This is a genomic window from Pseudaquabacterium terrae, from assembly GCF_013266755.1.
GTDB classification, from domain to species: domain Bacteria; phylum Pseudomonadota; class Gammaproteobacteria; order Burkholderiales; family Burkholderiaceae_C; genus Pseudaquabacterium; species Pseudaquabacterium terrae.
In genome coordinates this window covers 164,227-177,076 of the sequence record NZ_JABRWJ010000008.1, presented here as the reverse complement: position 1 = coordinate 177,076, position 12,850 = coordinate 164,227, and the positions used below count along the sequence as shown (strand labels likewise).

Below are 12,850 nucleotides of genomic sequence, written 5' to 3'. Positions count from 1 at the left end.
TCCCTATCGCTCAACATGAGCGACACAATCCGCCCGGAAACCCCGGGAGGAACACGCTTTGGCCCAGCACACGGACGCTACCGCACCGCGGTTGATCGGCACGCTGCCCGCCGACGACTCGAGCGGCGCCTACGCATTGGCGCCGCTGCGCCTGCGCTTCGACGAGCCGGTACGTGCCGGCCGCGGCACCATCACGCTGCACCATCCCGACGGCAGCCTCGCCCGCTCGTTCGACGTGCGCGACGTCCAGCAGGTCCACTTCAGCCATGGCGACGTGCTCATCCAGCCGCGCAACGCGCTCGAGCCGGGCAGCACCTACACGCTGCGCATCACGCCCGGCGCCTTCGTCGACGCGGCGGGCAATGCGTTTGCCGGCCTGACCGCCGCCGATGCGCACGGCTTCAGCACCGAGCCCGCCGCGACGCTGGCGATCGGCAGCAGCGTCATCGACACGATCGACGCGATCAGTGACCACGACCTGCTGCAGCTCGAGCTGCAGGCCGGGCAGGCCTATCGCTTCACGCTCGCCGCGGCCGGCGAGAACGGCCTGGCCGATCCGGCGCTGGCGTTGATCGACCCGCTAGGCATCGCCTGGCCGTCTGTCGACCGCGGCGACGCGACGAATCCGGCGAGCATCACCTTCGTCGCGCACGCGGACGGCACCTACTACCTGGACGTGTCGTCCGCCGCCGGTGGCTACCAGGGCGCCTATGAAGCCACCGCCGCGCGCCTGGTCGACGATCATCCACGCGACGCGACCACGACCGGTCGGATCAGCGTGAACGACTCCGCCACCGAAGCGGTGTTCGACTACCGCGGCGACGAGGACGCCTTTCGCGTCAACCTGCAGGCCGGCGTGATGGTCCATTTCGAGCTGTCGGCCCTCGATGGCCCGGTCGACGCTTCGCTGCGGCTCACCGCGGCCGAGGGATACCTGCTGGCCTCCGGCACCCGTTCGCCGGAAGCGGCGCCAGTGCGCCTGACCTACGTGCCGGAGGTCTCCGGCCCCGGCTTTCTCAAGGCCACCGGCTACCCCGACACAGGCGGTGCCTACCGGATCACGGCCGTGGTGGCGCACGACACGGTTCCCGCGCACCCCGGCAGCCCGGCCCGGATCGAGCTCGCCGCGGACGCCCTGGCCGGCCACGTCGAAACCTACGGCGACGTGGATCTCTACCGGGTCCGATTGACGGCCGGTGTGCGCTACGACTTCGAGTTGAGCGGCAGCGGCGACTCGCCGTTGGCCACTCCGTTGCTGACGCTGCTGAGCCCGTCCCACGAGGCACTGGCGTCCGGCGAGTACGGCGGACCGGCGCAGGTCGGTGCGCGCATCACACACACGCCCGCGACCAGCGGCGCCTACTACCTGCGCGCCAGCGGTGGCGCCAGCGACATCGGCAGTTATTCGATCGACGTCCGGGAGGCCGACATCCTGCCGCCCGTGGCCGTCATCCACGCCCCAGGAAGCGGCTCGACCGTGCATCGCGAGACGAGCCTGGCCTTCACCTTCAGCGAAGACCTGGTCGCCGGCGCCGGCGACGTCGTGCTGCGCGACGCCAGCGGTGCCGAGGTCGGTCGTTGCCCGGCGACGGACTACCGGCACGTCAGCATCAGCGGCAGCAAGCTCAGGCTGCAGCCGGGTGTCGAGCTGCCCCCGGAGAGCACGTACTACCTCGAGATCGAACCCGGCGCGCTGCGCGACAAGGCGGGCAATGCCTTCGTCGGCTGGACCGGCGCGCAGGCGTTCATGTTCACGACCGCAGCCGACGACATCGACGGCAGCGTCGGCAGCGGCAACGGCCGCCTGACGGTCGACGGCCCTGCGTCGAGCGGCCTGATCGAAGTGGCCGGCGACCGCGATCTGTTCGCGGTCGAGCTGCAGGCCGGCGCGACCTACGCGTTCCACCTCGCCGCGGTCGACGGCGCCGGCGAGTTCGATGCCGGCCTGATGCTGTACGACCCGCACTTCCACGGCGTGCTCAGCGATTCGCGTGGGCAGACCTCCGCTGTGCTGACCTACACCGCCAGCAGCAGCGGCACGCACTACCTGGGTGCCAGCGGCTCGGGCAGCTCCGGTGCCGTCCCGTACACGCTGGAAGCCGCGCTGCTGGACAGCGCGCCGAGCATCGAGCTGATCGGCGTGGGCGCCTGACCTGGACCGACTCAGGCGATGCAGGTCCGGTTCTTCCCGGTCCGCTTGGCCTCGTACAAGGCCTCGTCGGCGCGCTCCAGCGCCAGCTCCAGCGCCTCGCCGCCGCGGTAGGTGGTGACGCCGGCCGAGAAGGTCACGAAGACCTCGCGGCCGTCGTGCATGAAGAGGCTGGCGCTCAACTGCCGCTGCAGCCGCGTCAGCACCTGCTGCGCTTCGTCGACCGGGGTCGCGGTCAGCAGCACGACGAATTCCTCGCCGCCGAAACGCGCGACGTGGTCGACCGGACGCAGCCACTCCTTGACGCGCGCGGCCAGCGCCTTCAGCGCCACGTCGCCGGCGGCGTGGCCGAGCGTGTCGTTGAGCTTCTTGAAGTTGTCGATGTCGATCAGGCCGACGGCGAATGCCGGGCCGCCGCGGTCGACGCGCGCGCGCTCGGCGTCGAACACCTGTGCCAGCCCGCGCCGGTTGGCGACCTGCGTCAGCGCGTCGGTCGAGACTTCGTCGGACAGCCGCCGCAGCTCGCTTTCGAGCTTCAGCACCTGCGCTTCGAGCTCGCCCGCGCGCGCATGCTCGGCGTCCATGCGTTGGCGGGCACCGGCGATCACCTCGTGCACCGCGCGCGATTCGCCGACCAGCTCGCGCACGACATCGGCCAGGCTCTCGATCGAATCCGCGCGCTCGATGACGTCGGCATAACCGATCACCTTGTCGTTGAAACGGCCGGTGACCTGGCCGAGCTCGCCGATCTCGCTCAGCATGTGCGTGATCATCGCTTTCAGCGCATCGCGCGCCTTCGCGCGTTCGCTGCGCATCGAGCGCTGGCGCTCGCGCGTATCGGCCAGCAGCTCGCGTGCGGCGCGCACCGCGCGTGCGCCGGCGTCGCCTTCGAGCCGCGTGCGCAGGCTCTGGCTCTGGCCGCGCGCCCAGCTCTCGTCCTCGGACAGCTCGGTCAGGCTGTCGGTCAGCGAGCGGCACAAGGCCATCAGCTCGTCGACCAGGTGGTGGCGGTGCGCGAACAGCCGCCGCACGCGCTGGCAGACCTCGACGACGCCTTCGGCGACCGCGATCGTCGCGCCTTCGCCGCGGATGCGCTGCGCCCATGACGCGAGCTCGTCGGCCAGCTCGGCGGCGCGCGGCTGGTCGGCTGGCAGCCCGGCGCGCAACGCGCCCTCGAGCGCATCGGTGATGCGCGGCTGGTGGTCGAGCGGCGCGGCGCCGGCGACCGCTACAGGCACCGCCGCCCCGCCCGCGACCTCGATCGACGTGCCGCGCTCGCCGGCCGCATCGGCGCCCTCCTGGACTTCGACCGACGCGTCGGCGGTGTCGGTCTCCCACGAGTGCACCAGCTGCTTCAGGCGCTGCTGCAGGCGCTGCGCATCCTTGCGGCTGCCGTCGACCACGCGCTGCAGGCTGTCCTTCTTGCGCGCCGGCGTCCACTGCTTGCTGCCGCGCTCGAGCGCACGCGCCAGCCGCTCGACCAGCGTCGCCCAGGCCTGGCCCTGCGTCACGTTGGCGTCGCCCGCGCGATCGAGCGTGCGCAGCGCATCGTCGTAGCGGCCTTCGTTGAGCGCGCCGAGCACCTCGGCCCGCAGCGCGGCGTCGTCGCTCGCGCGCGTGATCAGGCGCTCGAGCAGCGGCTTCGCCTTGGCCGGCAGTGCGCCTTCGGCCGGCGCCGCTTCGCCGGCTTCTTCGGCATAACAGCGCGCGTAGTTGGCCGGCGTCGGCTCCAACTTCGACATGGCCAGGCGCCGCAGCGCCCCCTTCGCCAACTGCGCGGGAGTAGTCATTGAGAAACCTTCGGGCTACGCCCTCCGGTGTCGCCCTTGGGGCGGCCCGGCGGGCTCAGGTCCTCAACCCCGCCGAACGCTGGCCGTCGAGCGCGCGGTCACCCGCGGCCTGCGCGATCCACGGCGCCTTGCGCGGCAATACGGTCTGCTGCAGCCACTTCTCGATGTCGTCCGGCGGAATCGGCCGGCTGAACAGGAAGCCCTGCATCACGCCGCAGCCCAGGCGATGCAGCACCTCCATCTGGCGCAGGTTCTCGACGCCCTCGGCGACGACGCGCAAGCCGAGCGACCGCGCCAGCGCGATGATCGCGGTGACCACCGCCGAGCTCTGCGGCGTGATGCCGAGCTCGCGCACGAAGCTGCGGTCGATCTTGAGCTCCGAGATCGGCAGCGTCGTCAGATACGCGAGCGACGAATAGCCGGTGCCGAAGTCGTCGATCGAGATCTCGACGCCGATCTCATTCAAGCGGTGCAGCGACGGGATCACGTTCTGCAGGTCCTTCATCAGGCCCGTCTCGGTGATCTCGAGCTGGATCGAGCGGTGCGGCACGCCGTAGGTCGACACCGACTGGTGGATGTGCTCGACCAGGTCCGAGCGCTCGAACAGGCGGTTCGGCAGGTTCACCGCGATCGAATCGCAGAAGCCGAAGCTGACCGACCAGGCCTTGGCCTGGCGCGCCGCCTCGCGCAGCGCCCATTCGGACAGCGGCACGATCAGGCCGGTTTCTTCGGCCAGCGGAATGAAGTCGCCCGGCGGCACCAGCGTATTGCCGCGCTGCCAACGCATCAACGCCTCGGCACCGACCATGCGCGCCGAGCGCACATCGATCTTCGGCTGGTAGTGCAGCACCAGCTCATTGCGCTCGATCGCCTTGTGCAGCGCGCTCTCGAGCTCCAGCTTCTCGCGGCCGCGGCCGGCGAGTTGCGGCGAATAGACCGCCGACGAATTGCGGCCCGCCGACTTGGCCGAATACATCGCCACGTCGGAGTTGCGCATCATGTCGGCGACCGACAAACCGTCGCGCGGATAAATTGCTATGCCCACGGAGGCGGTGACGAAACATTCCTGGCCGCCGACGAAGATCGGCTCGCGCATCGCATCGAGGATGCGCTGCGAGACGCGCTCGGCATCGCTGTCGTCGGTGACCTCGGGCAGCAGCGCGACGAACTCATCGCCGCCGAGCCGGCCGACCGCTTCGAGCGTGCGGTGCGAACGTGAACCCACCGATTCGAGCGCGCCTTCCATCACCTGGTCGGAATGGCGCACGCAGCCGCGCAGGCGCCGCGCCACTTCCACCAGCAGCTCGTCGCCGCTGGCGTGGCCGAGCGTGTCGTTGATGACCTTGAAGCGGTCGAGGTCGATCAGCAGCAGCGCAGCCTGATGGCCGAGGCGCCGCGCGTGGTCCAGCGCTCGTTCGGTGCGCCAGATCAATTGACGCCGATTGGGCAGCCCGGTCAAGGCATCGAAATTCGCCAGGTGCCGGATGCGGTCCTCGGCGACGCGCCGGTCGGTCACGTCCTGCACGATGCCGGTGTAGCCGACCGAATGGCCGTGCTCGTTGAACTCCGGCTCGGCCTCGACGTGCACGATGCGCTGGCGGCCATCGAGCAGCGTGACCGGCACGTCGATCGCCAGCACCGAGGCGTAGGTCAGCACCTCGTGCAGCACGCGCGCCATGCCGCGCCGCTCCGGCGCCGGCACCATGCGCAGCAGCCGCCGCAGCGAGACCTTCTCCTGCGGCATGAAGCCGAACACGCGCAGCCCTTCGGGCGCCAGCACCAGGCCGCCGGGCGAGCCGCCGCTCGGGCGCCGCCAGTCGAAGCTGCCCATGCGCGCCAGGTCTTGCGCGCGCGCCAGCTTCGTCTTGCTGCGCTCGAGCTCCTGCCGCGTGCGCGAGCTGCGCAGCAGGTAGCGCAGGCGGCCGGCGAGCAGGCTCCATTGCGGTGACTTGACGAAGAAGTCGGTCGCGCCGGCCTGGTAGGCGCGGGTGATCGACGCGTCATCGTCGAGGCCGGTCAGCATCAGCACCGGCATGTTCTCGAAGCCGGCGAAGGTGCGCAGCTCGCGGCAGGTGTCGAAGCCGTCCAGCCCGGGCATCATCGCGTCGAGCACGATGATGTCGGGCGTCCAGTCGGTCAGCAGCGCCAGCGCGCGTTCGCCGGAGCCGGCCTCGGTGATCTCGAAGCCGCGCTCGCGCAGCGCGACGGCGGTCAGCATCAGGTTGACCTCGTCGTCGTCGACCAGCAACACCTTGGGGCGCTCGAGCGAGTCGTCGGTGTCGAAGGCGTGCGGCAGGGTCATGAACTGGGCAGCGGGCTGGGGTACAGCTTAGCGGGACAGGAACTCTTGCACGGCCAGATCGACGCGGCCGGCCTCGGCCTGCAATTGATCGACCAGTGTCGGCACGGCGTCTTGCTGCCCTTCGCGGACGGCGGTTTCGACCGCCGAACACAAGCGCGAGAGCTCCAGCGCGCCGATGCTCGCCGACGAGGATTTTAGGGTGTGGGCCGCGAGGCGGATCGCGGCGTTGTCGCCGCGCTCGCGGCCATCGCCCATCTGCCGCAGCAGCTTGCCCAGCGACACCTGGTAGGTCGACAGCACGCGCTGCACCAGGCGATTGGCCCCAGTCGGGTCGAGCGTCATCAGGCCCGCCAGGGCCTGCGCATCGAGCACGGCCGCGCCATTCGGGCCAGTCTTCGGAGCAGCTTGCGTCATGAGGTCTCAAGCGACGGACGGGTTGAACGCGCCATAACCCGCTGGCGCTGCCTGCCGCAGGCGGTCAAGCATGGTGGAGCGGGCTCGGCGCGTCAAGCCGGAAACACAAGGTGACTGCAGTTTGCACCTTGCGCGATGCACGCCGCCCAGGTCGGTTCGGGAATAGTTCATTGTCTCGGCGCCACCACGGACCCTCCCTGGTGCGGCGCTCGCATTGTCGTGTCGTTCAGAACCTTTCGGCCGCCGCGGCGTGGACTTGAGCACGATGCCCGGTGCCACAATGATCCGCATGCCGCGTCCCAGCGAAGCCAGCGCCCCTGCCCGCAGGCCCTTGCCGGTGTTGCCGCTGGTGCTCGCAGCGGCGGCGATCGTCGCCGCGCTGCTGGCGCTGCAGCCGGCGGCGGGCGGCTTGTTCGCCGTGCTGGCGCTGCTGCTGACCGGCGCCGCCTGTGCGCTGGCCGGCGCCGAGTGGTCGCGCCAGGTCCAGACCGCCCGCCTGCACGACGCGCGCCAGTCGCAGCAACTGCTGCTGCAGCTCAGTGATGCGTGGATCTGGCAGACCGATGCCGACCACCGGCTGGTGCGGCTGCAGCCGCCGCAAGCGGCGCCCGCATCCTCGTGGGCCGAGGGCGCGTTCAGCGGCCAGCCGCTGTGGGAGCGATTCGAGGACGGCAGCGGCCAGATGCGCTCGCGGCTGCAGGCGCAGGCGCCGCTGCCCGAGCTGCGCGTGCTGCAGCGCGCGGGCACGAACGGCAACGACAGCGGCGCCGCGAGCGCCGGCCACGTCTGGCTGCTGCGCGGCCAGCCGCGCTTCGATCACCGCGGTGTCTTCACCGGCTACCTCGGTTTCGCGCAGCCGGCCGAAAGCGCCGAAATGGCCGCGGCCGAACGCCAGGCCTTCGAAGCGATGCTGCGCGATGCACCGGTGCCCTTGTGCCTGCTGCGCCGGCCGCCGGGCGGCCAGACGCAGCTGCAGCGCCTGAACCCGGCCGCCCGCCGGCTGCTGGCGCTCGGCGACGGCCCGGCCGAAGGCGTGCCGCTGGCGCGCGTGCTCGATGCGCTGCCGGAGCGGCTGCGCCACGCGCTGCCCGCGCTCGAGCCCGGCCAGAGCGCCGAGCACGAGGGCTGGATCGCCTGGCTGGTCGAGCTCGGCGGCGGCCCCGGACGGCAGCTGCTGCTGGCCATCGTGCCGGGCGCGCCGCCGTCGGCATCGGCGCCCGACACCACCACCGCGTCGCTGGCAGCCGAGCACGCGTCGTTCAGCTACACCGTCTCGCACGACCTGCGCGCGCCGATCCGTGTCGTCGAAGGTTTCGCACGCATCCTGAAGGAAGACTACGGCCGCGCGCTCGACCGCATCGGCAACGACCACCTCGACCGCGTGCTCAGCGCCGCCGCGCGCATGAACAGCATGATCGACGCGCTGCTGTCGCTGTCGCAGCTGTCGACGCAGCCGCTGCAGCGCCAGCCGGTCAACCTGTCGCAGCTGGCGCAGTACGTGATCGAGGACTTGAAGCGCACCGCACCGGAGCGCGAGGTCTCGCTGAGCATCGCGCCGGATCTGGTGACGCAGGGCGACCCCACGCTGCTGCGCATGGCGCTGGAGAACCTGCTCGGCAATGCCTGGAAGTACTCGGCCAAGGCCACGCATGCGGAGATCGCCTTCGAGCGCGTCGACCAGGCCGGGCAGCCGGCCTTCTGCGTGCGCGACAACGGCGCCGGCTTCGACATGCGCTTCGCCGACCGCCTGTTCGGCGTCTTCCAGCGCCTGCATTCGAGCGGCGACTTCCAGGGCACCGGCGTCGGGCTGGCGTCGGCGCGGCGCATCATCCGCCGCCATGGCGGCGAGATCTGGGCCGAGTCCGAAGTCGGGCAAGGCGCCCGCTTCTACTTCACCCTGAAGAACTAACCCTGCCCGCGGGCCAGCAGCTCGACGGCCTCGACCAGGCGCTCGGCCTGGTCGGCCAGCGTGCGGCCATCGTCGGCGGCCAGCTTCTGCAGGCGCTCGAAGGCGACGCCGCGCGGCAGCGAATAGCGGTGCATCAGCACGCCGACGGCGAGCGCGACGGTGTCGGCCACCGCGTCGTTGACCGCCTGCTGCGGCCGCGCCGGCGCCGGCACGGCGCGTGACGGCAGGTTCGCGAACGCTGCTTCGACGGTCGGCACGATCTGCCCGATGTCCAGCGGCTTCACGAGGTAGGCGACGGCGCCGAGCGCGCGCACCTGCTGCACGGTCTCGTCGTCGGCGAAGGCCGACAGGAACATGAACGGCGTGTGCAGGTATTCGCGCAGGTAGGCGGCGACATCGAAGCCGCTCTTGCCCTCCATGCGGATGTCCAGCAGCGCCAAGTCCGGCTTGTGCTGGCGCGCCAGCAGGATGGCGTCGTCGCCGTTGTCGGCATCGATCACGTCGTAGCCGGCCTGCGCGAGCCCGTGGGCCACGGTGGCCAGCACCAGCCGGTCGTCGTCGACCACCAGAATCTTGCCCTTGTCGGCCATCGTTGCTGTCCGGATCCCGAAGCGAATGGCCGCCATTGTGTCCTAGAGCGGTTCCAGCAGCTTGACGCTCGGTGGCACAAGCACGACGCAGGCCTGCACCTCCGCACCCACCTGCAATAGCGACAGGGTCGCGGTGCGCCGCGGCAGCAGCGCGCGCACCAGCCCGAGACCGGAGACGCCCGGCGCCACCTGCGCCAGGCTGAAACCCGAGCGCAGCTGGCCCGGGTTGGCGATGGTGATCGCCACCCGGCCTTCTTCGCAGCGCAGCACACAGCGCACGTCGCCCGGCGTGCTGTGCTTGATGGCGTTGGTCAGCAGCTCGTTGACCGTCAGCGCGATCGGGATCGACTCCGCTTCGGGCAGCGCGAAGCGATGCGCCGCTTCGCCTTCGATCTCGACACGGATCGGCCGTCCGAAGGTGCGCTGCACCGACGCGGTGATCGCCTCCAGCAGCGGCTTGATGCGCAGCGGGCCGGAGACGCCGACCTGCAGCCCGTGCACCTGGGCGATCGCCTGCACCTGGCCGACCGCCTCGCTGATCAGCGCGGCGACTTCGGGGCGGCGCACAGCCGTCTGTTGCAGCAGGCCGGCGACACCTTGCAGGTTGTTCTTGATGCGGTGATGCACTTCCTTCACCAGCATTTCCCGCTGCGCGACGGCCGCCTCATAACGCGCCTGTTCCGCGGCCCGCTGCTCGGTCACGTCGCTGGCCACCAGCAGCAATTGCGGCTCGCCGGCCGATTCGAGCGACACGATGCGCGTGTCCCAGATGCGCCGCTCGCCCGGCGCCCCGCCCTCGCCCGCCAGGCTGCGCGGCTGCTCGCGGCGCAGGCCTTCGGACTGCGCCAGCGCCTGCTGCAGGTCGGACTGCAAGGCGCCGGCCTCGTCGGCGCCCAGCCACTCCTGCGGCATGCGGCCGAGCACCGCCTCGACCGGCTGGCCGAAAAACATCGCCGCCATGTGGTTCAGGCGCAGCACGCGGCCGCTCGAGCCGTCGAAGAGCGCGATCGCCAGCGGCGCGGTCTCGATGATCCGCTGCAGCGAGGCCTGCGCCTGCGCGATGCTGATCTCGGCCTGGCGGCGGCGCTCGATGTCGAGCAGCGCAAAGGTGATCTGCGCGCCGGTCTGCTCGCGCCCGGTGACCACCGCATTGCCGACGACCCAGAACTCGCGCCCGTCGCGGCCGCGCAGGCGGCATTCGAAGGTCTCGGCCTGGCCCTCGTCGAGCGACTTCAGGTAGTGCGTCGCGCGCAGCGGATGCTCGGCCTCGGCGGTGGCGACGATGGCGATCGGCTCGCCGACGAAATCGGCCAGCTCGCCGCCGAACATGCGCCGCGCCGAGCGGTTCATCCACTCGATGCCGCCGTCGCCGACGGTGACGATGCCCACCAGCACCGAGTCGAGGATCGCGCGCGTGCGCTCGGCCTGCAGCTGCACGACTTCGCGCGCGCGGCGGCGCTCGTCGATGTCGACGTAGGAGCAGATCAGGCCGGCCGCCGGATCGTTGCCGGCGACGCAGCGCTTGCTGACCTGCACCCAGGCCAGCCGGCCGTCGCGCCGGCGCAGCCGTCGTTCGCCGCGCCACCAGCCCTGCGCCTGCAGCGCGCTGCGCTGCTCGGCCGCGAAGCTGTCGTAGGCGGCCTCGGATTCGAACAGCCGCACCAGCGGCAGCTGCGCCAGCGCCTCGGTGGTGTAGCCGGTCAGCCGCGCCATCGCTTCGTTGGCGCGTTCGATGCGGCCGTCGCGCAGGTAGGCGATGCCGACGTCGGTGAGCGTGAACATCAGCTCGCGCTCGCGCGCCAGCGCTTCCAGCTCGGCCTGCTGGGCCTTCAGGCGCGTCACGTCGGTGAGCACCGCGACGGCCTCGGGCTCGGCCTCGGCCAGCGTGCGCGACACCGAGATCGCGAACCACTCGCCGAGGTGCGCGAATTCGGTCTCGAAGCGGCCGTCCTCGTCCAGCGCGCGCTGCACCAGCGCCAGCACCGCCGGCTGCGCGCCGAACACCGCGCTGATCGCCGCGCCGGCATGGCCCTCGGACAAACCCATCATCGCCTCGAAGCGGCGGTTGCAGCGCACCAGCGTGCCGGCGCGCACGTAGGCGATGCCGGCCGAGGTGCCGTCGAGGATCGTCGACAGCTCGCGCAGCAGCTGCTCGTTGCGCCGGTGCGATTCTTCCTGGTCGGTGATGTCCAGCGTGACGACTGACAGCGCGGTGCGGCCGCCGGCCAGCTCACCCGGCTCGACGCGCGTCAGCAGCCAGCGCAGGCCGAGCTCAGGCAGCTTGACGGCATAACGCACCTGCGCGCGCCGGCCTTCGCGCAGCGCGCGCTGCAGGCGCTCGAATTCCTCGCGCGACCCGGGCTCGACCTGGTCGCGACCGATCGACTGCAGACCCGTCTGCATGCTGCCCGCGGCGGCGCCGCCACCGTCGCCACTGCTGCCGCCGCGCCCCTGGCCGCGCGGCTTCAGCCAGCCCTGCGAGGCCTCGTAGGTCGCGACGCCGATGCCGGCGGTGTCCATCAGCGCGCCGATCTCGAGCTGCGCCAGGTCGCGCTCGTCCTCCAGCGTGCGGTCCTCGATCACCGCCATCACGCGCACCTGGCCCGAGTCGGTGCGGTAGGCGCGCAGGCGCGAGCGCAGGCGCAGGCGCCGGCCATCGGGCAGCGCCAGGCCGCCGCGCACCTCGAGCGCGGGCTGGTCCGGGCGCAGCGCCGGGTTCGGCCGGTCGTCCTCCCAGGCCAGCAGCTGCGCCAGCTCGGCCGGCGCATCACGCAGCACCAGCGGCACGCTGCCGATCAGCGCCTCGAAGGCGGCGTTGCTGCGCACGATCAGGCCCGCCGGGTCGTAGACCAGCATGCCGATCGGGCTCAGGTCGAACCAGTGCTCGAGCTCGTGCACCGAGCGGTCGACCTGCGCGCGCGCAACGTGCTCCAGCGTCACGTCGTGCAGGATCGCCAGCATCAGCGGCGCACCGTTGTCGGCCGAGACCCAGCGCGGCGCGAAGCGGAACCAGCGTTCGCGGCCATGTGCGTCGATGAAGCGGCGCTCGACGCGCAGGTCGGGCTGCCTGCCTTCGTGCAAGGCGGCGAGCAGCACCTCGCGCGACTCACGCATCATGGCGCGGTCGGTCTCGGGCGCGAACTCCATCGGATCGTGGCCGAGCAGCTGCTGCGGCGAGTGGCCGACGGCCTCGCAGTACGCACGGTTGGCAGCGACCACGCGGAACTGCGTGTCCTGCACCGTCAGCGGCTGCGGCGCGTCCCACAGCAGGCGCACCAGCTCGCTGGTCGCCGCCGGGTCGGCCCGCGGCGCGGCCGCTTGTTCGGTCTCGGGCAACGCGCGCAGGCAACGGCCGCCGCCGGGGGCCATCGTCAGCGCCAGGTGCAGGCGGCGGCCGTCGACCAGCTGTGCATGCCAGTGGCCCTCGCCGGAGACGGCGCCGAGCGCGGCGATCAGCTCGCTGTGCGCCGGCTCGGCCAGCCGCGCCAGCGCCGGCTCGGCATCCTGGCCGGGTTCGCAGCCCCAGGTGCGCATCGCCGCGCGGTTGCAGAAGCTGACGCGGCGCCGGTTGTCGAACAGCAGCAGGGCGTCTTCGGTGCCGTCCAGCAGCGCGGTGAGCTGCGAGTGCGTGGGGAGCGCCTGGGGCCGGGACAGCACGGACATGCGGCCAGTTTACGGCGCGCGCTCAGGGGTTCT

General features: G+C 71.4%; 7 protein-coding genes. 2 read left to right on the top strand and 5 right to left on the bottom strand.

Annotation, left to right across the window (positions count from 1 at the left end):
• Positions 1 to 58: 58 nt before the first annotated feature.
• Positions 59 to 2,152: an Ig-like domain-containing domain gene (locus tag HLB44_RS25385; RefSeq protein ID WP_173129209.1), complete on the top strand. Its 2,094-nt coding sequence runs from the start codon at positions 59 to 61 to the stop codon at positions 2,150 to 2,152.
• Positions 2,153 to 2,163: 11 nt separating this feature from the next.
• On the opposite strand, the gene HLB44_RS25380 is transcribed toward HLB44_RS25385, so the two are convergent.
• Genes HLB44_RS25380 through HLB44_RS25370 form a run of 3 tightly spaced genes read right to left on the bottom strand, consistent with a single transcriptional unit; the run spans position 2,164 to position 6,613 of the window.
• Positions 2,164 to 3,939 (bottom strand): GGDEF domain-containing protein, encoded by a 1,776-nt coding sequence (locus HLB44_RS25380; RefSeq protein WP_173129206.1) that lies wholly within the window; start codon positions 3,937 to 3,939, stop codon positions 2,164 to 2,166.
• Positions 3,940 to 3,994: 55 nt separating this feature from the next.
• Entirely contained in the window at positions 3,995 to 6,241 is a 2,247-nt protein-coding gene (locus tag HLB44_RS25375) for a putative bifunctional diguanylate cyclase/phosphodiesterase (RefSeq protein ID WP_173129190.1), read from the bottom strand.
• A 27-nt stretch (positions 6,242 to 6,268) separates the two neighbouring features.
• Positions 6,269 to 6,613 carry an Hpt domain-containing protein gene (locus HLB44_RS25370; RefSeq protein WP_173129187.1) on the bottom strand — a complete coding sequence of 115 codons (345 nt, stop codon included), beginning with the start codon at positions 6,611 to 6,613 and terminating at the stop codon, positions 6,269 to 6,271.
• A gap of 331 nt (positions 6,614 to 6,944) precedes the next feature.
• Here HLB44_RS25370 and HLB44_RS25365 point away from each other — a divergent pair, with 331 nt between their 5' ends.
• The gene (locus HLB44_RS25365; protein ID WP_173129184.1) at positions 6,945 to 8,564 is read left to right on the top strand and encodes a sensor histidine kinase; all 1,620 of its coding nucleotides are present in this window, start codon (positions 6,945 to 6,947) and stop codon (positions 8,562 to 8,564) included.
• Here the strand turns inward: HLB44_RS25365 and HLB44_RS25360 are convergent.
• Together HLB44_RS25360 and HLB44_RS25355 are read right to left on the bottom strand one after the other, a co-directional pair.
• The gene (locus HLB44_RS25360; protein WP_173129181.1) at positions 8,561 to 9,154 is read right to left on the bottom strand and encodes an ANTAR domain-containing response regulator; all 594 of its coding nucleotides are present in this window, start codon (positions 9,152 to 9,154) and stop codon (positions 8,561 to 8,563) included. The two genes, HLB44_RS25365 and HLB44_RS25360, sit on opposite strands and share 4 nt — an antisense overlap.
• A gap of 42 nt (positions 9,155 to 9,196) precedes the next feature.
• On the bottom strand, positions 9,197 to 12,817 hold the full coding sequence (locus HLB44_RS25355; RefSeq protein ID WP_173129178.1) for a PAS domain S-box protein: 3,621 nt from the start codon (positions 12,815 to 12,817) through the stop codon (positions 9,197 to 9,199).
• Positions 12,818 to 12,850: the final 33 nt, after the last annotated feature.

Coding starts and splice junctions, on each gene's coding strand:
- HLB44_RS25380 (WP_173129206.1), bottom strand. CDS start 3,939: ATGACTACTCCCGCGCAGTTGGCGAAGGGGGCGCTGCGGCGCCTGGCC.
- HLB44_RS25355 (WP_173129178.1), bottom strand. CDS start 12,817: ATGTCCGTGCTGTCCCGGCCCCAGGCGCTCCCCACGCACTCGCAGCTC.
- HLB44_RS25375 (WP_173129190.1), bottom strand. CDS start 6,241: ATGACCCTGCCGCACGCCTTCGACACCGACGACTCGCTCGAGCGCCCC.
- HLB44_RS25365 (WP_173129184.1), top strand. CDS start 6,945: ATGCCGCGTCCCAGCGAAGCCAGCGCCCCTGCCCGCAGGCCCTTGCCG.
- HLB44_RS25360 (WP_173129181.1), bottom strand. CDS start 9,154: ATGGCCGACAAGGGCAAGATTCTGGTGGTCGACGACGACCGGCTGGTG.